17 protein-coding genes are annotated in these 22,796 nt (G+C 34.3%); 16 read left to right on the top strand and 1 reads right to left on the bottom strand.

Going from position 1 to position 22,796, the window contains the following annotated elements; genetic code table 11:
• Positions 1-95: 95 nt before the first annotated feature.
• The 6 genes from L0669_RS17800 to L0669_RS17775 all read left to right on the top strand — a co-directional run bounded on the left by L0669_RS17800 (position 96) and on the right by L0669_RS17775 (position 8,530).
• Positions 96-1,520, top strand: coding sequence for a collagen-like domain-containing protein (locus L0669_RS17800; RefSeq protein ID WP_263759137.1), 1,425 nt, complete (start codon positions 96-98; stop codon positions 1,518-1,520).
• Between the two features lie 142 nt (positions 1,521-1,662).
• Entirely contained in the window at positions 1,663-2,925 is a 1,263-nt protein-coding gene (locus L0669_RS17795) for a T9SS type B sorting domain-containing protein (protein ID WP_263759135.1), read from the top strand.
• Between the two features lie 92 nt (positions 2,926-3,017).
• Positions 3,018-3,938: a PorP/SprF family type IX secretion system membrane protein gene (locus tag L0669_RS17790; protein ID WP_263759134.1), complete on the top strand. Its 921-nt coding sequence runs from the start codon at positions 3,018-3,020 to the stop codon at positions 3,936-3,938.
• Between the two features lie 12 nt (positions 3,939-3,950).
• Positions 3,951-5,888, top strand: a complete 1,938-nt coding sequence (locus tag L0669_RS17785) for an OmpA family protein (RefSeq protein ID WP_263759133.1) — start codon at positions 3,951-3,953, stop codon at positions 5,886-5,888.
• A gap of 121 nt (positions 5,889-6,009) precedes the next feature.
• Positions 6,010-6,357: a hypothetical protein gene (locus tag L0669_RS17780; RefSeq protein ID WP_263759132.1), complete on the top strand. Its 348-nt coding sequence runs from the start codon at positions 6,010-6,012 to the stop codon at positions 6,355-6,357.
• Positions 6,358-6,508: 151 nt separating this feature from the next.
• Positions 6,509-8,530 carry a site-specific recombinase gene (locus L0669_RS17775; RefSeq protein ID WP_263759131.1) on the top strand — a complete coding sequence of 674 codons (2,022 nt, stop codon included), beginning with the start codon at positions 6,509-6,511 and terminating at the stop codon, positions 8,528-8,530.
• Between the two features lie 73 nt (positions 8,531-8,603).
• Here the strand turns inward: L0669_RS17775 and L0669_RS17770 are convergent, their stop codons facing one another.
• Complete coding sequence (locus L0669_RS17770) at positions 8,604-9,182, bottom strand: cysteine hydrolase family protein (protein WP_263759130.1); 579 nt, start codon at positions 9,180-9,182, stop codon at positions 8,604-8,606.
• A gap of 259 nt (positions 9,183-9,441) precedes the next feature.
• On the opposite strand from L0669_RS17770, the gene L0669_RS17765 reads away from it, so the two are divergent.
• The 10 genes from L0669_RS17765 to L0669_RS17720 all read left to right on the top strand — a co-directional run bounded on the left by L0669_RS17765 (position 9,442) and on the right by L0669_RS17720 (position 22,710).
• A complete protein-coding gene (locus L0669_RS17765) occupies positions 9,442-10,020 on the top strand; it encodes a Crp/Fnr family transcriptional regulator (protein WP_263759129.1) in 579 nt (192 codons plus the stop codon).
• Positions 10,021-10,234: 214 nt separating this feature from the next.
• A complete protein-coding gene (locus tag L0669_RS17760; protein ID WP_263759128.1) occupies positions 10,235-10,834 on the top strand; it encodes a murein L,D-transpeptidase catalytic domain-containing protein in 600 nt (199 codons plus the stop codon).
• 440 nt (positions 10,835-11,274) lie between these two features.
• Positions 11,275-11,964 (top strand): SGNH/GDSL hydrolase family protein, encoded by a 690-nt coding sequence (locus L0669_RS17755; RefSeq protein ID WP_263759127.1) that lies wholly within the window; start codon positions 11,275-11,277, stop codon positions 11,962-11,964.
• A 217-nt stretch (positions 11,965-12,181) separates the two neighbouring features.
• Entirely contained in the window at positions 12,182-13,123 is a 942-nt protein-coding gene (locus L0669_RS17750; RefSeq protein WP_263759126.1) for an ROK family protein, read from the top strand.
• A gap of 26 nt (positions 13,124-13,149) precedes the next feature.
• Positions 13,150-13,665 carry a cupin domain-containing protein gene (locus tag L0669_RS17745; RefSeq protein WP_263759124.1) on the top strand — a complete coding sequence of 172 codons (516 nt, stop codon included), beginning with the start codon at positions 13,150-13,152 and terminating at the stop codon, positions 13,663-13,665.
• 400 nt (positions 13,666-14,065) lie between these two features.
• Positions 14,066-15,091 carry a LacI family DNA-binding transcriptional regulator gene (locus L0669_RS17740; protein WP_263759122.1) on the top strand — a complete coding sequence of 342 codons (1,026 nt, stop codon included), beginning with the start codon at positions 14,066-14,068 and terminating at the stop codon, positions 15,089-15,091.
• Positions 15,092-15,631: 540 nt separating this feature from the next.
• On the top strand, positions 15,632-18,679 hold the full coding sequence (locus tag L0669_RS17735) for a SusC/RagA family TonB-linked outer membrane protein (protein WP_263759120.1): 3,048 nt from the start codon (positions 15,632-15,634) through the stop codon (positions 18,677-18,679).
• Between the two features lie 11 nt (positions 18,680-18,690).
• Positions 18,691-20,313 (top strand): RagB/SusD family nutrient uptake outer membrane protein, encoded by a 1,623-nt coding sequence (locus tag L0669_RS17730; RefSeq protein WP_263759118.1) that lies wholly within the window; start codon positions 18,691-18,693, stop codon positions 20,311-20,313.
• A 29-nt stretch (positions 20,314-20,342) separates the two neighbouring features.
• Complete coding sequence (locus L0669_RS17725; protein ID WP_263759117.1) at positions 20,343-21,467, top strand: SusE domain-containing protein; 1,125 nt, start codon at positions 20,343-20,345, stop codon at positions 21,465-21,467.
• Positions 21,468-21,528: 61 nt separating this feature from the next.
• Positions 21,529-22,710 (top strand): glycoside hydrolase family 76 protein, encoded by a 1,182-nt coding sequence (locus L0669_RS17720; RefSeq protein ID WP_263759115.1) that lies wholly within the window; start codon positions 21,529-21,531, stop codon positions 22,708-22,710.
• The last annotated feature ends 86 nt before the right edge of the window (positions 22,711-22,796 follow it).

Raw genomic sequence — 22,796 nt, 5'->3', positions numbered from 1 at the left:
AAAGGTCGAATTATGTCTTAATCTGTTCTTTATTTGACGTTTTGGGGTACATGCATTTCGTCTCTTTGCAATGTATATCACTAAGATTTAAATTTATGGAATTAAAAAATACTTTTTACGGAATTATTTGTTCGTTATCCTTTACGACAGTCACTTACAGTCAGGTAGGTATAGGAACTCTAAATCCAGATCAATCCTCTCAATTAGATATTTCGGCTACAAATAAAGGATTGCTTGTGCCTCGTGTTCAATTGACACAATTATCACTTCAGGCACCAATTATCGGAACTGCGACAACTAGTTTGTTAGTTTTTAATACGCGAACCATAAACGATGTTATACCGGGATTTTATTTCTGGAATGGCATTAAATGGGTAAAAATGATCAATAAAGATGATATAGTCACTTTCAAAGAAACCGTCACATCTTTAGTATATGATGCATCAACTCAGATGCTGACTTATAAAGACGAAGATAATAATTGGAATGAAATTAAGCTGGAAGGCTTAACTGGTCCACAAGGAGAAATTGGCCCTCAAGGTTTACCGGGAACAAACGGAGTTGACGGATTAGTTGGTCCGCAAGGTCCACAAGGAGAAATTGGTCCTCAAGGTTTACCGGGAACAAATGGAGTTGATGGATTAGTTGGTCCGCAAGGTCCACAAGGAGAAATTGGCCCTCAAGGTTTACCGGGAACAAATGGAGTTGATGGATTAGTTGGTCCACAAGGTCCGCAAGGAGCAACTGGCCCACAAGGTTTACCCGGAACAAATGGAGTTGATGGAACAAATGGAATTGATGGTTTAACAGGCCCACAAGGTCCACAAGGAGAAGTTGGTCCTCAAGGTTTACCCGGAACAAATGGAGTTGATGGTGCAGTTGGTCCCGAAGGCCCTCAGGGTCCGGCAGGAGCACCACCTACTGTAGGAGCCGGAAATTTATCTGCTAATGATTATATCGCAATTACTGATGGTACGGGAACGACATTTAAAAACACAGCGATTGAACTGGACATCAGTAAGGTCAAAACCGATTTGGCTACAGGAACTCTTAGCGGTACAGGTGTTATTGGTGTTGATACAGGGAGTAATACACTTTTAAATAATGCTAACATAAAGATTAATCCAGGGACTTCAGGCCAAATTTTGACAACTAGTGCAACGGGTACTGTTGCCTGGCAAACACCTTTTAAAACTTCAACAATCAGAAGAGTTACAGCATCAACAACTTTTAATATAATATTTGATGAGGTTGTTTTAATCGATGCAAGTGGGGCGGGTTCAGGTACAATTACGCTAGACTTACCTGCTACGGGAGGATTTTCAATGTTAATTGGGAGAGTGTTTACCATAAAACGAGTGGATGATAATTCTGCAGCCACCGTAAGGATATCTGCTGGCAGAAGCCGTAGTATTGATGAAATGGAAAGCATTATACTTTTAGCTCCAAAAGAATCCTACCAGCTTATTATAGAAGCAATAGCTCCAACTTTTAAATATCAAATTCTCTCAAAATACTAGTGCTATCTAAGCTATAATCTAGGTTTGTTTTTTTACTTAAAAAGCAAGGAACTAGCATTCCAAAATACTTAAAAATAAGCACACTAATATAAAAACTGTGCTTTGATTTCTAAATCTGCGTAAAGCAGCAAATTGAATTCTTATGAAAAATAGATTCCCTTTTATAAAAGTAACAACGATGCTGAGCTTTGCTTTGTGCTGTTCAGTATCGAATGTAAAAGCGCAGTTATTGAATCCCGATCAAATAAAGGTTGAACCTGGAACTTTGGTTTCGGTACATTTTGATTTTAAAAATACCAACACCGGAGAGTTTATCAATGATGGTCAGGTTCATCTTTTTCATCATTATACAAATGACGGAAAGGTTGATTTTACAGCTACGCAACAAGGAACAACGTATTTTACAGGACAACAGGAACAAATTATCGACGGAGATATTCCTTCTTCATCTGTTTATTCGCGTTTTAAAAATGTTGTTTTTAATAATGAAGCTGCAGCATCTCCTTTTTTATTGGCAACAGATATTTCGGTTTCAGGAAATTCAAATTTTCAAAAAGGAATTATTGATGCCGATAGTTATAACGGAAAAGTAATTTTTGAAATTAATGGAATGCATACCAATACAAGCAATAATAGTTTTGTTGACGGAAGAGTAGCAAAAATTGGTACAGCAGCATTTGAATATCCAGTTGGAGACGCCAATTACTATCGTCCTTCTTTACATGCAAATTCTGCTGATAATTCAGACACTTATACATCACATTATTTTTTACAAAATTCAGATCCTTCTTATCCTCATAATAGCAAACAGGATAATATAAGGCTAATTGATGATACTGAATATTGGGAAATAACAAAAGATAAAGGAGATACTAATATTGTACTTACGCTTACTTTAAACAGAGATACAACACCGTCGTTTATTTATGAAGAAAGTAATGGTACCGAAATACAAATTGTGCGATGGGATGTTGCTTCAGGAAAATGGATTTCAGAAGGTGGCGTAACAGATGATGCACAAACTATGGTAACTGCTCAGGTATCAGGTTACGGAATTTTTACACTGGCGAGAGTCACTAAACCAGTAGAAGAAGAGGATGATTTAATTGTTCATAATGCAGTCTCTCCAAACGGCGATGGTAAAAATGATTTTTTCTTTATTAAAGGAATCAACAAATATCCGGACAATACAGTAGAAATTTATAATCGATGGGGAGTGTTGGTATATCAAACCAGTGGTTACAATGAGAGTGATCGTGTATTTAGAGGATTCTCAGATGGACGCGCCACTGTAAACAGAGATGCAGGGCTACCAACAGGAACTTATTTCTATATCTTAAAATACCGAACCAATACCCAAAACAAAGAAAAAGCAGGATATCTGTATATCAATCAAAATAATTAAAAAACGATTTATTGTTAGCGAGTATAAATAATATGAATTGTAGAAGTTCAATACGTTTTTCGCCTGCAATTTATTCTTTAAAAATAATTAAAATGAAGACAAAAAGTATAAGGTTATTGCTAATTATTCTGTTCACTTGTAATTATATAAGTGCTCAGCAAGACGCACAATATACACAGTATATGTATAATGCAAGTGTTATAAATCCCGCATATGCAGGTTCGCGGGATGCGATGAGTATTTTCGGACTTTACCGCACACAATGGGTAGGGCTCGAAGGCGCGCCGCAAACAGGAACATTCTCTTTGCATACTCCTATCGAAAATTCGAAAGTAGGTATTGGATTTTCACTCGTTAACGATCGTATAGGGCCATCTGACGAAACCAATCTAGGGGTAGATTTATCCTATACAATAGATGTATCGTACCAATATAAATTAGCTTTCGGAATAAAAGGAAGCGCCAATTTATTAAACGTCGATTATACAAAACTTAATATTTATGATCCTACCGATCCCGGATTTCAGGAAAACGTAGAGAATAAAATTTCTCCTAATGTAGGAGCTGGAGTTTACCTGTATTCAGATAATACTTATGTAGGACTTTCGGCACCGGCATTACTGGAGACCAGTCATTATAATGGTATGTCTACCTATGTTGCCAAAGAAAAGATTCATTATTACTTCATGGCAGGACATGTTTTTGATTTAGATTATAATCTAAAATTCAAACCATCCGCATTAGTAAAAATGACCGAAGGAGCGCCTTTGCAAGTAGATTTATCCGCTAACTTTTTGTTTAACGAAAAATTCACGGCCGGAGTAGCGTATCGTTGGAGTGCAGCCTTAAGCGCATTAGTAGGTTTTCAGGTAAGCGACGGTTTATTTATAGGATATGCCTATGATGCCGAAACCACAAAATTAGCCAATTACAATTCAGGTTCGCATGAGATCTTCTTACGATTTGAGCTATTCAAAAAATACGATAAGATTGTTTCACCAAGATTCTTCTAAACGATATTTATTATGAAATTAAAAATAGTAGTCAGCATCCTGATTGTAGTCTTAGGATTAGAAAGTTATGCCCAAAATAATAAAATTAAAAAAGCAGAAAAAGAGTATGATCAACTCGCTTATATCGATGCGATAAAAATTTACGAAAACGTAGCCGAAAAAGGATACAAGTCAGTCGATTTGTTTCAAAAACTAGGAAACTCGTATTATTTTAATGCCCAATTACCGCAGGCCAATAAGTGGTATGCAGCACTTTTTGCGCTCAATCAAACTGTTGATCCGGAATATTATTTCCGCTATTCTCAAACGCTTAAATCAGTTGGAGATTATGATGGCGCAGATAAAATGCTAAATGCCTTTAATAAAATAAACAGTAACGATTCAAGAGCGAAATTGTATGAAGCCAACAAAGATTACTATGCGGTAATCAAAGAAAATTCCGGACGTTATGTTATCGAAACTTTAGACATCAATTCTGATTTGTCAGATTACGGGACTTCATTTTTAGGGGATAAAATTGTATTTGCAAGTACGCGCGAACAAAGAGGAATTGCTAAACGAACACAAAAATGGACCAATCAGGCATTTTCGACTTTATATACTGCCAAAGTAAACGCAAATGGTACATTAGAAAAAGCACAACCTTTTTCGAATATTGTAGATTCTAAATTTAACGAAGCTACTCCGGTTTTTACTAAAGATGGCAAAACGATGTATTTTACCCGTAACAATTACAATGAAGGTAAAAAAGGAAAAGATACACAAGGAACTACTTTATTAAAACTATATAAAGCCACGCTTGAAAACGGAAAATGGTCGAATGTAAAAGAACTTCCTTTTAATAGCGATGATTTCAGTACAGCGCATCCTGCTCTTAGCCCTGACGAAAAAACATTATATTTTGCTTCAAACAGACCCGGAACTTTGGGAGAATCTGATATTTATAAAGTAGCAATTTATGATAATGATCTTTTTGGAATACCTGAAAATTTAGGAAACACGATTAATACTGAAGGCAAAGAAACTTTTCCGTTTGTATCAGCAGAAAATGAACTTTATTTTTCTTCCAACGGACATCCGGGATTGGGTGGTTTGGATGTTTTTGTAGCCAAAATAAATTCAAACGGAAGTTTTGGGAATGTTTCTAATGTAGGAACTCCAATAAACGGCTCAATGGATGATTTTGCCTTTATAATTGATACGAATACCAGTAAAGGATATTTTTCGTCTAATCGAGAAGGAGGAAAAGGATACGATGATATCTACCAATTTATCGAAACCAGAAAACTGTCGTGCGAGCAAGTACTGGCAGGAAAAGTTACAGACAAAAAAACGAATTCTTTTTTGGCTGGAGCCAAAGCACTCTTGCTTGATGAGCAAATGAATGTGATAAAAGAACTTTCTACTGATGACAAAGGAAGTTTTAGTTATGAAAAGGCCGAATGCGGAAAAGTATATTACGTAAGAGTTAGTAAAGAAGATTACTTAACCACCGAAGAAAAGGTGACAATACCAACCGAAAAAGGAAAAACAGACCTTAATATTGGTTTAGAAAAGAACATCGAAAAAATTACCACCGGAACAGATTTAGCGAAAGTATTTGCCATTGAAATGATTTATTTCGATTTGGATAAATTCAATATTCGTCCCGATGCTGCTTTAGATATTAGTAAAGTTGTTGAGGTTATGAAACAATATCCTACGATGAAAGTTGAGGTAGCTTCGCATACTGATAGCCGCGCTTCTAAAGCTTATAATCTTGCGTTATCACAAAAAAGAGCACAATCTACTATGGATTTTATGATAAAATCAGGAATCGATAAAAGCAGATTAATAGCCAAAGGATACGGAGAAAGCCAATTAGTAAATAAATGTGCCGATGGCGTAGCATGTTCTGAAGAAGAACACCAACAAAACAGAAGAAGCCAGTTTATCATTACAGCAATGTAGACCTGGAAACAAATTAATTAGAAGTCATTTTATTGCAAAATAAATAGCGCTCATTCTTTTTTTTTACCTGTAAAAAAGAATGAGCATACTTCGTTTAATAACATACAAATTAAAGTAAAGAATGAAGAAGAAAAAAGTATTGGTATATGATAGTCAGCATTGTTTTTCGAGGTTTTTGAAGTACGAGTTTAAAAAAGATTTTGCATTTGAGGTTTATAAAAACTTCAAAAAATTTGACAATATAATCGAGCATTACGCCATTATGTTGTTTGTCATTCACTCAGACAAAGAATTATATGATCTCCTGCGAATTTATCAAAGAGGAACTCCTTTAATTGTTTGTACCTTTAGTAAAGAAATAAAATCAAAACTCGAAATGATAGACGATCTTTTCTTACTGGATCTATCTAAAGTAAAGTCGGAAATGCGATCAGAACTAAAGTTTTTTCTTCATAATGTAACGTTTTAATTCATCTTTCAAAAACTCTTTCGTTAAATATAATAGATATAAATGCCTTAATTCAATACTTATTTGACCATTTTAAATAAAAAGAATGCGTTTATTTGTAAAAACAGCAATAATTAAACTTGATAGAATGAAATTGAGGAGAAAACCTAAAATGACATTAAAATATTTTTTCGAAAAAAACTTTAATAATGACCAGTTATGGAAATCTAAAATAGAAAATATAGAGCTGCTGGTAGAATTGGTTAATTTAATTCGTCCTAAAAAGCCCAAAAAAATAACCGAAGTCGATTTGTCTCAACTCATTTATCTGCTTCAGGAAAACCAAAATTATCGTGACGGACTGATGGATTGCATCAGTACTAATTTAGAAAATAAAAAGTTCAATAAAATTCTTTCGGATGCAGGGATTCTTCAGGATGCCAATTTCTTTTTTGAAGTTCGCAAGAGAATTTTCGCCAAACTAATTCCCGAGCAGCCCGAAAAAGACACTTTACAATTTATCCTGAATCAGGTATTTTTTGTGAATACAGATTTACTTTGGATTAGTAAAATACCGCAGGAACAAATTCTGCAATTGTTTTCCCTTTTAAAGTTTCGATCTATTTACGGAGTACGCGAAGAGAATTCATCGTTTAACGAATTGGTTTTTGCCATGGAAGTTATTACATACCGCATTTGCGGATCGGCGATGGAAACTGATGTAATCAGGATGGTACCGGAATATGAAAATCTCGAAAGTCCGTTTATTGCCTTCCAGCGCGAATTATTGACAATGAATGAAAAACTGCTTCAATCTCCTGAAAATGTAATAAAAGCAGACGATCTCGATTACAAACAACTGATTATCCTGCACAAACAATGCACGGATTATATCGAAACGGCGTTTAAAAACAGTAATAAATTTGGTATTTCGTTGCACGTAAATCAAAGCTTATTGCGGATTCGCCAGCAACTTGATCGCTTAAGATCTTTATTACCACTTTTAATACAAGGCACCGAAGAAGACGCGAACAGAAACACGATTTACCTTTCGTATAAACTGATTAAGTACAATTGTAACAAAAACAATATTCAGAAATTAGTCAACGAGAGCACGCAACTTTTATCGTATGAAATAACGCAACATACCGCCAATACTGGTGAACATTATATTACCAACAGCCGTAAAGAGTATTTTAAAATGCTTTATTCAGCAGCTGGTGGTGGTTTTATTGTAGGGATATTGTGTATCATCAAACTCTTATTAGGTAAAATACATGCCAGTGGTTTTAGTCATATGTTCTTGTACAGCATGAACTATTCTATAGGATTCATCATCATTTACATACTTGGGTTTACTTTGGCTACCAAACAACCCGCAATGACAGCCTCTGCATTAGTAAGAGCTTTACAGGAAGGTTTCAAACAAAAAGCACAGGATAAAAAAGAGTACAAGTATAAAGAGTTTGCCATATTTTTTGCCCGAGTATTTCGCTCGCAGTTTATTGCTTTTGTAGGGAACGTAATGATTGCTTTTCCGGTTTCATTATTTGGAATTTGGGCTATCGATCAAATCTTTCATTATAATATTGCAGAGCAAAAATGGCCTGTTTTACTCAATGATTTAAACCCAATTTATTCTCCGGCAATTCTTCATGCTGCCATAGCTGGGGTTTTTCTGTTTTTATCCGGGATTATTGCAGGTAGTATTGCCAATCGTGATAAACACAACCATATTTATTACCGTATTCAGGAACATCCATTACTTAAAATGAGTTTAGGAAAAAAATGGACGAAGAAATTGGCTTCATTATACGAAAAAAAATGGGCGGGAATTATTTCCAATTTTTGGTTTGGTGTTTTCATGGGAAGCACTGTTTTCATCGGGATTTTCTTTGGGTTAAATATCGACATCAGACATATTACTTTTGCCAGCGGAAACTTTGCAATGGGTTTATATGGCGCTAATTTTTATGTAGACGAATGGATGTTTTTCTGGTCGGTTTTAGGCATTGGGCTTATTGGTTTGGTGAATTTTATGGTGAGTTTTAGTTTGTCGCTTGGGCTGGCATTTCGTTCAAGAAACATTCCGCTTTCAGAATTAAGACAAGTAGCAAGAGCGATCTTTAGATATTTTAGAAGTAAACCTTTGCAGTTCTTTTTCCCACCAAAAAATAGTGCGGTATCTGAATAGCATTTATTATAAATTAAAAAACATTGGTAAACCCGAATTGGTTTGCCAATGTTTTATATTAAATAACCTTGAATTATTTATTTTTTGCCAGAAATTCATCGCTTGATAGTACTGTCGCGTATAAACCGCCAAGAGCATTTAATCCGGCTAGAAAAGCAGTATTAATTTGGCTTGCCGGAACTACTTTTCCGTTTAGTTCACGATCTCTTGTCGCAACAGCATCGCTAATCAAGGTATTAGTAAAACCGTTGTCCATAGAAGCTCTTACGGTTGCATCGATACAAACATCAGTCATCATACCGGCGAAAACCAGATTGGTTATATTATTTTCGTGCAGATATTCTAATAATTTGGTATCTCTAAAACTGTTAGGATAGTTTTTTGTAATTATCTTTTCGTTAGCAAGCGGAGCCACAATTGAATTAATTTCGGCACCTTTTGTATTGGGCAGAAAAAATGTAGCACCATCTTGCAATGCAATATGTTGAACATGTATTACGGGCATTTTGTTTTCTCTAAAATAAGATAAAACTTCTTTTGCTTTTAGTGCCGCTTTTTCAGGTTCAACTAGTTCCATAGTTCCGCCTGGGAAATAATCATTTTGAATATCAATAATAATTAATGCTGTTTTTTCTTTTTTTGAACTTTCCATTTCTTTTGTGTTTTGAATTGTTGAATCATTTTTTTTATTGCACGCTATTGTAGTAGCGATTATGAGCAATAGTGAAGTTAATTTTTTCATGTCTTAAATATTTTTGTCAAAGGTATAGCGATACAAAAAATAGATTCGTTGAACTAGTTCACCAAATACTTAAAAGGGAATAAATCAGCACATAAAGTATCATGTTGGTTCAGGAAATCAATATTTTTTTTAAATTAGAGAACCACAACAAACTCATCTTATAAAACAAATGACAGAACAAAACCTATTTTACGAAAACATAAAAAAGTATATAGATCTTTCTGAAACTGAGTTTGCAAAACTGAGTTCGTTTTATCATATCGAAGAAATTCAAAAAAATCAGATGCTACTTTCTGAGGGAGAAGTTTGTGATTTTGAAGGATACATATTAGAAGGTTGTTTTAAAATTTTTTATAACGAAGACAATATCAAAGAGCATATCTTATACTTTGCAGTAGAAGATTGGTGGGTTTTGGATATTGGAAGTTTCGTTTCGGGAACGCCTTCAAAACTCAATATTCAAGCTCTCGAAGATTGCAAAGTAATCATGATCAACAAAGAGCAAAAGGAGAAACTCTATAAGGCAATGCCTCAAACCGAAAGACTTTTTCGTTTGATGAATCAAAAAGCATTAGAATCAATTCAGTTGCGGATGATTAGTATGCTCAATAAAACCGCAGACAAACGTTATTTGGAGTTTAAAAGCAAATACCCAACGCTCGAGCAAAGAATTCCTCAACATCAAATTGCGGCTTATTTAGGTATCTCGCATGAATTTTTAAGTAAAATCAGGAGGAAATTGTTGTAATATTTAGTTGCTTTCTAAAAGATGAAGATTTAATTTAAAACAGTTTGTCGGTTGATTTTTAGTTAGTTATAATGTCTTAATTTGTTATTTTTTTGATTTATTTGGTCCCCTTAAAATATTTGCCCGCAGTATTTTTGTAACTGTAAATTATAGTTTACAATACTGTGAATTCTCGTTGTGAGTCGCATTTATTTTAACGGCAAAATAAATTTTTATGAAAGTATTAAATGTAATAGCATTTTTATGTATTAGTTTTTTTGTGAATGCAAAAGAATATAAAAATGACACCATACCCGCTACTATAAAAATAGATAGATTTGATAGTCAATTGGCAGAAGTTAAAGAGGCATTAAAAAAGAATGCAGGTTATAATTCTAAAATTGCTTTTTTTGTTGATATGCAAATAAAGTCTGGGAAGTATCGGTTTTTTGTATACGATTTAATTAAAAACACCATTATAGATCAGGGATTAGTCGCCCACGGATCAGGATCTGAAACCAAGATTAAAGGAGATTTAAAATTTAGTAACGAAGTTAATTCCCGCTCAACTTCTTTAGGGCGGTATACTGTTGGAAGATCATATAAAGGAATGTTTGGTAAAGCCTATAAATTAGCCGGTTTAGACGCAACCAATAGTAATGCCGAAAAGAGAGCCATCGTTTTGCATTCTTATTCTGCAGTACCTTCAGAAGAGCAGGATTACTATATTTCAAATAGTCAGGGCTGTCCGATGATAAGCGAAGACTTCTTCAAAAAAATAGAAAAAATCATTGATGCTTCAAAATCAAAAATACTTTTGAATATCTATTATTAGAATAAGAAAAAATACATTTCGGGAAAGGAGCAAGGTCTAAAATTACACGTAGTTTTAGACCTTGCTTTTTTGTGTTATTTAAGTTTTAGTTGCAACAAAAGCCAATAAAGAATGTACAATTAGGACATTATTTTTCTTTGTGACCTCAAATCCAAACCACTTTAAAACTATTGAGTTAGCCTAATTTATTACTCCATAAAACAAAGAATCAATCGTTCGAATAAAATTTTTTTAAAAATATTTTTTATACTAAAACGTTTTAGTATATTTGCCAACATGATATCGCTTTTTTGCGTATTAATGAATGTTTGTAGTGTATAATTTTTTAATTGTAACGCAGAGTGTTAAAATTTTAATCATACTATTCATTGTTCGTTAATCTTCAGATTTAAAAGAAATTATCTAATCTAATTTATAATCGAATACACATTGCGAATTAAATGAAAACACCCTTATTTTTTTGTTACTTCATCGTACTTCTTTTTTCGGTAAATTATTCTAATGCTCAGGATTGGCCGAACTTAAATCGTTATAAAGACGAAAATGCAAAAGTTCCTGTCCTGAGTGCTAAAGATCATAGTCGGGTAGTTTTTATGGGAAATTCTATTACAGAAGGATGGATCAATAAACGACCTGAATTTTTCAATGCAAAAAAATATATTAATAGAGGAATAAGCGGTCAGACTACGCCACAAATGTTATTGCGTTTTCGACAAGATGTTATTGCCTTAAAACCGTCTGTAGTAGTTATTTTGGCCGGAATAAATGATATCGCTCAAAATACCGGACCTTATACTATAGAAGCAACATCCGGAAATATCTTTTCGATGTGCGAACTGGCAAAGCAAAACGGAATAAAAGCAATTATTTGCTCGGTACTTCCTGCATTTGATTTTCCGTGGAAACCTGGTTTAGAACCCGCCCAAAAAGTGATACAGCTCAATAACGTGCTCAAAGCATACGCAGAACAACATAAACTTCTTTACGTAGATTATTTTTCTGCAATGGTAAACGAACAAATGGGTTTGAAAAAAGAATTGGGTACAGATGGCGTGCATCCTAACGAAGCGGGATATGCTATTATGGAACCTATTTTAGAAAAAGCGATTTCTAAAGCACTCAAAAAGTAAATTACAAATTTTCTGAATTTATAATTCAGGAAAAGTAATTCAGGAGAATAGTATTGTTTTTTGACAATATAGTATCGGATGTTAAAAGTCTTTCTTTTTAGGTTTGAATATTATTTTAAAAAGCTATAAAGTGACTTATCCACAACAAAATAGAGAAAAAATAGAGATAATTAATTGAATTGATTATGAGTAAAAAAATAATTAAAATGAGTAAGAAATGTCAATAACAATAGGTGTAGATATTGGAGGAAGCCACATAAGCAGTGCTGCTGTAAATGGTAATGATTTTGTGATAATTCCGGGAACATATTTTAGCGGAGCTGTAGATAGCAAAGCTTCTAAAGAAGTGATTATAAAAAAATGGGCAGATATCATTAATCAAACCATTCAGATCATTCAGGAAACATACGACTATTCTCTGAGTGATACTATCGGGATCGCTTTTTCTATGCCTGGTCCGTTTCAGTACGAAACCGGAATAGCGATGTTTGAAGGAAATGATAAGTATGAATCTTTATATAATGTTTCGGTTTCAGAAGAACTTTTAAAATATTTAAGCACCCAAAATGTGAGTTTCAGGTTTCTTAATGATGCCAGCTGTTTTGGAGTAGGAGGATCGCTTAAACAGGAATCTGAGTTGAATAGTAAAGTAATCGCGATAACTCTGGGAACCGGTTTTGGAGCTGCTTTTTTAGACAATAAATTACCTATTACTCAGGGAAGTAATGTGCCGCATAATGGTTGTTTGTGGGACAAACCTTTTGAGGATAGTATTGCAGATAATTACTTTTCGACAAGATGGTTTTTGAGTCAGTACGAAAGTATTACAGGAAATAAATTAACGGATGGAGTAAAGGAAATTGCCGGTATTGAAGATTACTCGACAGCAAAAATATTTGATGATTTTGCTAATAATTTAAGCGAATTTTTAGCACCTTTTATTATTGATTTCCAAGCTGATCTTTTGATTCTTGGCGGAAATATTGCCAAATCGAATCGATTGTTTTTAGCTAAATTTCAGGAAAACTTAAAAAGTAAAAATATAGACATAGCAATTTCTATTGTCGAAAATACGGAGCAAACAAGTATTTTGGGATCAAGTTATTTGTTTAATGAAGTTTTTTGGGAACGCATTAAAGCAGAATTACCGTACTTTTAAGTAATAAAATAATAAAAAAGAAGATCATGAATATTAAAATAGAAGATACAGACAGCAAAGCAATTGTGTTTGATAAAATTAGAACCGAAATCGAGCAACACAATTTTAGCATCATCAACGAAGATCAGACGAGACCCTGGGGTGGTTTTTTTGTAATTGAAGAAAGTCAGGCAAGTGCTTTTATTGCTAAGTTTTTTCCGCATTTAAAACTTGACGAAGTACAAATAACAAACAAGTTGAGCCCTAAAATTTTGGTGGTAGCTCCGGAGAAAAGACTTTCGTGGCAATACCATTTTAGAAGAGCTGAAATCTGGAAAGTAGTAGAAGGTCCGGTTGGAGTTAAAATTAGTGATACAGATGAAGAAGGTGAATTAAAAACATTGCAAAATGGTGATTTTATTCAGATGGATAAAGGAGAACGTCACCGTTTGATAGGTTTGGATTCGTGGGGCGTAATTGCCGAAATCTGGCAACATACAGATCAGGACAATCCTTCGGATGAAGATGATATTGTCCGACTTCAGGATGATTTTGGGCGTTAATAAAAAGTAATTTTGCAAAAGTTTAAACTCAATATTGTCATTTCGACGAAGGAGAAATCACACAAGAAATTCTTATATAGAATGTCGCCAATCTTTGTCGAGCTATATGTGTGATCCTTCGTTCCTCAGGATGACAAACTAGACGAAAACATTATTATGAAAATGATTGTCCTAGCCCCGATAGAAGTGGAAATCCTTTTTATTTTTTCCTTTAAAAAATAAAAAGATTAGAACGGATAGCGGGATTAGCTCCTAAGAAAAAGATTCGGTTTTATGATTTGCAATTGAAATAAGATCTAATATTTTTATTTAAGTAAAATAGTACTAATTTAATACCACAATAATAACTTTACTATATTTGAGCAAAAAATTGTGGTTTTAAATTAAAAATGATTTTAAAATGAAGAAAAAACCTGTTTCTATTAGAAATATTGCCGATGAATTGAAGATATCTGTAACTACGGTATCTTTTGTGTTAAATGGTAAGGCAAAAGAAAAACACATTTCTAAAGAACTTACAAAAAAGGTTTTAGATTATGCAAAATTAATTAATTACAGACCCAACCAAATTGCACAAAGCCTTAGAACCGGAAAATCTAAAATCCTGGTTTTTATGGTCGAAGATATTTCGAATAACTTCTTTTCGAAACTGGCCCGAATTTTTGAAGATATTGCATACGAAAAAGGATATAAAGTTATTTTTTGCAGCAACGAAAATGATGATGAAAAATCGAATGAATTAATCAATTTATTTAATTTTCGTCAGGTAGACGGGTTTATTATTGTACCGTCTCCGGGGATAAAAGATACTATTGAAAGTTTGATAAAAGATAATATTCCTGTGGTTTTATTAGACAGGTTTTTTGAAGGATTAGATTGTAATAGTGTTGTTATTGATAATGTTCAGGCGGCTTTTGATGCGACGGAACATTTGATCAAAAATAAGTTTAAAAATATTGGTTTTATTACCACCGCTTCAGATCAGAGTCAGATGATGGGGCGTTTGTCAGGATATGAAAAAGCGGTTGAAGAACATGGATTGAAACCGCATACACTTCAAATTCCGTTTAACGAAATTATAAAGGGAAGAGGGAAGGAGTATGTTAAGGATTTCTTTGATAAACATACCGATTTAGATGCTGTATTTTATGCTACTAACTATCTTGCACAAAGCGGTTTGGAGGTTTTGAAAGAAAACAATCCGAAATTAATAAAAGATTTAGGGATCATTGCATTTGATGATAATGATATGTTCAAAATTTACGATCCTTCGATTACATCTGTTGCACAGCCTTTGATAGAAATAAGTACTAAATTGATGGAGCTGATGCTGCCTCTTTTAAAGAAAAAAGATGTGAGCGAAACTAGTCATAAAATCGTACTAAAAACAGAGCTGATAGTACGCGAGTCTTCACTCGTGAAGTAAGGCATTTACTACGCTAATTTACAGTAGAATACTATTTAATTTTTAAGAAAATCTGAGTGTCAATAAGCAATTATTGATTCTCAGATTTTTTTTATCCCTTTTACTAAAAAAAGGGGTCTGTAGACCGTAAAAATTGATTTATAGCGATTTTTAAGATCAATAATTTTAACAGTTATTATAACGTTTTCGTTGATTTTAATTGCGTAATATTTAATAATACACCTCAAATAAGCGCATATCTTATAAAATTAACATTAAAATTATATTTAGCAAAAAAAGTTTTTTTTTACTAAAACGTTTTAGTATGTTTGCTATGAATTAATACTTATTGTAGTTCGTTTGGTTTTTTACCGATTAAAATTTCCGGAACATTTTAGTCAATCCAAAACACAGACAAGCTAATTTTTAAATAGTTGAAGTGATTTTAAAATTTCAAAAAAACGCAATCCTTAAAACTTCAGAATTAATTCAATAAAAACTAACTAACCAAAATTTTTCATGATGAAACAATCAAATTGCAGAAAGAAAAAGATGCTGTACATGCATTTTTTTCTCACAATTATTCTCATTTGTGGCGGGTATAACCATGTTACAGCCCAGAATCAAAAAACTCAGGTTACTGGGGTCATCACTTCTCTTTCAGACAAACTTTCTCTTCCGGGAGCTTCGGTTATTGATGTAAGTGATCCCAGAAATGCAGTAAATGCTGATTTTGACGGGCATTACTCGATAACATTAAAAAACGGAACGGGTTCTTTGCGCTTTACAATGATTGGTTACAAACCGATAGAATTAAAGGTGAACAACAGAAGCGTTATTAATGTAGTAATGGACTTAGATGTCTCAGCATTAGATGAAGTAGTTGTAGTAGGTTATGGTACACAAAAGAAAAGAAAAGTTGTAGGTGCCATCGATCAGGTTAATAATGATGCCTTTAAGGACAGACCTAACGTAAACGCAACGCTTGCCCTACAAGGTAAAGCGCCAAGTTTAACTATTCAGCAAACTAACTCTGAGCCAGGTGCAGGCTTAAACCTAAACATTCGTGGGATTAGTACATTAGGAAATAATAGCCCGCTGATAGTTATAGACGGTATAGTAGGAGGAGATATAAATGCTTTGAATCCTGCTGATATAGAAAGTGTATCGGTATTAAAGGATGCCGGTAGTGCTGCAATCTACGGATCGAGAGCCAGTAATGGTGTGGTTCTTATTACGACCAGAAAAGGTAGTAAAGAGAAACCAATGTCGATTCAGTACAGTAGTCTTACAGGATTTAATAATCCTAAATATTTTACCAAGCCAGTACACGGTTACGAAAATGCAATGCTAAGAAATGAAGCTGCATTTAATTCAGGTGAATCAACAGCAGTATTTTCGGCAGCTAAAATTGCTGAGCTAAAAGCAAATGGCGATACAGAATGGTTTGCAGAAGAAATTGTAAAACCGGCGCTTCAGTTAAATCAAAATTTATCTTTTTCGGGCGGAAGTCAAAACTCCACTTATTTAGTATCATTAGGATATCTGGATCAGGAAAGTACATTCGTTGGGCCTAAAAAAGGAATGGAGCGTTACAACTTTAGAATAAACCTTACGAACGAATATGGCAAATTTAAGTTAACGTCGACATTAGCCTATTCAAAACAAAAAATTACAGATCACTCATCAAGCACAGGTACCTTAATGGTAGATGCTTTCAGGGTTCCGTTATATTATACTCAAAAAGATAAGGATGGTAATTACCTGACGAATGATGTTTTACAGCAATTTAATTCATTGGGAATTTTAGAGCAGGGAGGTTTTAGAAAATATGATAATGATGATGTTTTTGGAGCTTTGAATGCTGAATTTAAATTAACAGATGCCTTAAAAGTAAAAGGTGTTTTTGGAGGACGTTTATGGTCCGGAAGTATGTACAGCAGAGTAAAAGAAGTAAAATTTGCGCCTCAGGGAGTTTATGGTGCTGACAGAGATACGAACGATGAAACGAGAAAAAGTCTTGACCTGAATACGCAATTTATGTTAGAGTACACTAAAACTTTTGGTGGTGTTCATAATGTAGGCGGATTGATTGGGGTTTCTAACGAAAATCATTCTGACAGAGGAATTGGTATTTACAAAAAATATACAGATCCGGATTTAGGAACGCCAACCAGCGAAACTGTAATTGGAGAGAACTCTTATAACTCTAATGCAAGTTCATCAAAAAATAGTCTTAATTCTCTTTTTGGTCGTGCTTCGTATGATTTTAAAGATAAATATTTTGCAGAATTTAGTTTTAGATATGACGGTTCATCAAAATTTAGAGATGAATTAAGATGGGGATTCTTTCCTTCAGGAACTCTTGGTTATGCGTTGACCAAAGAAAATTTCATGGAAAACTATAACGATAAGGTAGGTAACATCAAATTAAGAGCCTCTTATGGTATTTTAGGAAACCAAAACGTAGGTAACTATCAATACCAAACGACTTATTTTACTTTTCAAAACGCCTATGGTTTTAATAATAGTGGTGTAAGTGGTACGGGGTATAATTTTGCAAACCCTGATATTCAATGGGAAAAAGCAGCCACTTTTAATGCCGGAATTGATACCGATTTCTTTAAAGGAGCTTTATCATTTTCATTCGATTATTTCGATAAAGTAACCTCAGATATTCTTGTACCGCCTCAGGTGCCTGGAGTTTTTGGTACAGGATTACCAATGTTTAATGCTGGTAAAGTAGGAAACAGAGGATGGGAAATAAGCGCGACTTACAGACATAAAGGAAAAGTATTAAATCATACTTTGATGGTGAATTTTGGTGATTCTAAAAACAAAGTACTGGATTACGGAGGAAAAGAAAGATTAACTGGGGTAGAAGAGTTACAGGTTATTCTTCGTGAAGGATTGCCTTTCAATTCATACGTTGGTTTAAAGAGAGATGGAATTTTCCAGAACTGGGATGAAATCAAAGGCGCAGCAGTTCCGGAAGGATTAAATGTTCAGCCAGGTGATAACCGTTATGTAGACGTTAATAAAGATGGTAAAATTGATGACAATGACAAATTTGTTTTTGGAAATCCTTTTCCAAGATATACGTACGGAGCGACTTATAATTTAGATTACAAAAATTTTGATTTAAGCATTTTTATTCAGGGTGTTGGAAAAAGAACCATGATGATTAGAGGTGAGCTTGTAGAGCCTTTTCACTACAATTATGGTATGACAATGTACACGCACCAATTGGATTATTGGACGCCTCAAAATCCGGATGCAAGATATCCGAGATTGGCAAACAATGGTACACAATCGAATACAAACAACTTCAGAAGAGGTTCTGATATGTATTTGTATGATGGTGCTTATGCAAGGTTAAAAAATGTGCAAATAGGGTATTCATTATCAAATGATGTGGCGCAAAGATTAGGAATGAGCAAATTTCATGTCTATGTTTCAGGACAAAATTTACTTACACTATCTAAAGTGAAATTTGTTGATCCGGAACTTTCTGAATTCAACAATAGCATGACACCTTCAGGCGCTAACAGCGGAAGAGCTTATCCAACGCAGGTTTATTATGGAATGGGTATCGATATTACCTTTTAAAAAAAATGAAAATGAAAAATATACTTAAACACATAAAATTCATACCGGTGGTACTCTTACTATTGGTAAGCTGTGAAGATCTGGACCTTGCGCCTGAAAATCAATTTACAGATTCTAATTATTGGACAAGTGTAGATAAAGCCCAGACTTTTCTGAACACGGCTTATTCGCAAATGCAAACTAGTCAGTATTTCTTTTATAATGAAGCTTTATCTGATAATGCTTTTAACGGAAGAGGAGATAACGCAGGAGCTGCATCGATTGGTGCCGGAATTTATGATCCTTCTTTAGGAAGAATAAAAGACGAATGGAACAACAGATATGCGGGTATTAAAACCTGTAACCTTTTATTAGAAAATATAGACCGTGTTCCTAATGCAGATGCCACTGTAATTGCAAGAATGAAAGCCGAAGCTCGTTTTTTAAGAGCGTTTCAGCATTTTCAATTAACGACCTGGTTTGGAGATATTCCTTTAATAGCGAAAGATCCTTCTCTTACAGAAGCAACAACAGTAAGCAGAACGTCGCATGCAGAAGTTATCGCTTTTATTCTGAGTGAGTTAGATGCCATTATTCCGGCACTACCAAAAAACACACAACTTGCCACTGCAGACAGAGGAAAGATCACTATGGGAGCTGCAGTAGCTCTAAAAGCAAGAGTTCTTTTGTATGAAGGTAAATGGGATGATGTTGTAAAAACAGTAGAACCATTTATTGCAATGAGTTACGGAACCTATAGTTTGTTTCCGTCTTACGAAGGATTGTTTCAACAACAAAACGAGTACAATAGCGAAGATATTTTAAGCTTACAATATGTACCACAATTTAGAATGTGGGGAGAGTTTTTTGATATGGCTCCGCTTTCTGCAGGTGCAAGATTAAATGCTTTGGCTCCAACTCAGGAATTAGTAGACAGTTATTTAATGCTTAACGGAAAAAGAATTAACGAAGCCGGATCAGGATATAACGAAAACGATCCTTATATCAACAGAGATCCAAGACTTACCAATACTGTAGTTTATGATAAATACAACTGGAAAGAAGGAGACGGAAGTTCACATATTATTTACATAAAACCTGGTACATCAGTAGGAAACCCAACAGACGAATTTGTACAAGGATCATCATCGACTCCTACAGGTTATTATACTCGTAAATATTATGATACACAACACTTAACCTCTTTACAATCAGGTTTAAATCTAATGTTGTTTCGCTATGCAGATATTTTATTGATGTACGCTGAAGCTAAAAATGAGCTAAATCAAATGACAAGTGCAGTATGGGATCAGACCATTAAACCATTAAGAACCCGTGCAGGTTTTTCAGATACAGCGGCTTTATCTTTTAATAATACATTAGGGCAAACTGGACTTAGAGAAGTAGTAAGAAATGAGCGTCGTACAGAATTCGCAATGGAAGGTTTAAGAATCTTTGATATTAGAAGATGGAAAACTGCCGAAATTGTTTTGAACGGTTATGCACACGGAGCAAAATTTGGTGTATCATCGGTAGACAATGGTTACTTGAGAGTAAACCTAAGAACTTTTGATCCTAAGAAACATTATTTATGGCCAATACCAAGAGATGAGCGTTTGATTAATACTAATTTATCTCAAAATCCAAACTGGTAAAACTAACTAACAACCTAAAAATAAATAAAATGAAAAATATATATTCAAAATTATTATTAATAGTATGCGCAATTTTTGTTGCAAGTTGTGACAATGACGATACCATGAGCCATACTAATGTAAGTGCTGTTAACGCCCTTTATTCTCCTGCGAATAATAAATTCTATGATCTTGGAGCACAGAGTTCGGCAGTATTTGAATGGGAAGGAGCTAAAGCAGAAGATAACGGAGTAGTATTATACGATGTTGTTTTTGATCGCGCAGATGGAGATTTTTCTAAACCGATTTATGTAAAACCTTCTGACGGAAATGGATTTCAGAAAACATTAAATCTTTCCTTTACAGAATTGAACAAAATTGCAGGACTGGCAGGTATTGCATCTGAAACTATCGGAAAATTAAAATGGACAGTATATTCTTCTAAAGGAGTGAATGTTCAAAAATCGAGTGTTTCAGGTATTATCGAAGTACAAAGACCAGGCGGTTTCCCAACTCCGGATCAGTTGTTTATTACAGGAGCAGGTTCTGAAACAGGAGAAACAGTGGCAGACGCACAGGCTTTCAAGAAAACAGGCGCTACAACATTCGAAATCTATACGAAGTTACAAGCAGGAAGCTATAAATTCATTACAAGAAAAAATGGTACTCCTGAAGTTTTCTACATCAGCGAAGCTAAATTAAAACAAGACGGTGCGACAACTTATGCAGGAGATGCTAAAGTGTATAAAATTAAAGTAGATTTTAGTGATGGTTCTACAACGATGACAGAAATTAAAAAAATCGAATTATGGTTTCCTCCACTTAGCCAATATTTATTCGAATATACTTATGCAGGAAAAGGAATCTGGAAAGCAGATAATAAAACGATTGTTTTTAAACAAGAATCATGGGGTAGAGACGAGCGTTACAAATTTAAATTTACTGTTGTAAATGGCGCTACTACAAGCGAAGAATGGTACGGAAGTACTAACGGAGATAATAACAGACCTGACGCGAATACTCCTGCATCGTTCTGGTATATGGTTCCTGTATCAAGCGATGTTTGGGCAAATAGTTTCAAATTTGCAGGCGCAGTCGATAACAAAAGTGTAAACGCTGTAATCAATTTTAGCGCAAGCGTACCAGCTTACACACACAGTTTCACCATTCTATAAATAACCCTGACGTCTCTTAAAGGCGATCTTTAAGAGACGTTGTATTAAATGAAATTATATTATGAAAAAATTATTTTCAACACGTTATAGTGTCATGTTGCTTTGCGTAATAGGATTAGGGTTATTGACTACTTCATGTGATGATGAAGCTGTTCCGTTGCGTGATCCTAATACCACAACCGGTCCGGAATTTAAATATACCTGGGCACAAACAGCAGATTCTTTACAGCTTTCTACTTATAACAATTATTTGGGAGCTAACGGAACTTTTGTAGAGAACAATACTGGTAACAGTACCTTTCATTACTGGCCAAACGCTCACGTTCTTGATGTTTTGGTAGACGGTTATTTAAGAACCGGTAATGACAATTACAAAGCCAAAATGAAAGCATTGGTTCAGGGAATTAAAGTAAAAAACGGAAATACCTACAATAATGTTTTTAATGATGATATGCTTTGGCTGGCCAATTCTTGTCTTCGCGCTTATAAAGCAACAAACGATCAGGAATACAAAGACGTTGCCGATTTTTTATGGGAAAGATTAAAGCTAAGCTGGAGTGATGTTTTTGGCGGGGGAATTACATGGAAACAAGATTCACCAAGACAAAAAAATGCCGTATCAAACGGTCCGGCAGTAATTCTTGCCATGAGATTGTATGAAATTGATAATGATGCTGATGATCTTGCCTGGGCGAAGAAAATTTATGCATGGCAAAAAAATAATCTGGTAGATCCTGTTTCAGGAGCAGTTTGGGATAATATATCCGAAGTAAACGGAACAGTTACTACAAACAAAGACTGGGTATTTACCTATAATATGGGAACATGGATAGGAGCAGGTTTAAGATTGTACAAAGCCACAAACGAGCAAACGTATCTTGATGATGCAGTAAAATCAGGAAGAAACGTTTTAACAAATCCAAAATTAGTTTCAGAAGGACTTCTTAAAGATGAAGGTCAGGGCGATGGAGGATTATTTAAAGGAATTTTGGTACGTTATTTTACAGAATTAATAGAGCACCCAACTATAAATTCTACCGATAAAGAGAGTTTTTCGAAATTCTTAAAATTTAATGCGCAGTCATTTTATAAAAAAGGAATTTTAAGACCCGCAATGCTTTCAGGAAACAATTGGAAAGTAGCTCCTGCAGCAGGCGGAAAAGTAGATTTAACAACTCAATTGAGCGGAGTAATGTTAATAGAAGCAGCAGCCAAGCTGAATAAAGATGGCTTTTTTGATTAATTAATTAGTTTAAGTAGTTTAGTTTAAGTAGTAATTTTTGTAATACCTGAAGGAAATAAACAGCCTTCAGGTTTTATAATGTTTAT

It is taken from the genome of Flavobacterium bizetiae (assembly GCF_024271895.1).
Classification (GTDB): domain Bacteria; phylum Bacteroidota; class Bacteroidia; order Flavobacteriales; family Flavobacteriaceae; genus Flavobacterium; species Flavobacterium bizetiae.
Note: the sequence above shows the minus strand (reverse complement) of the source record. Positions and strands in the feature narration are given on the sequence as shown.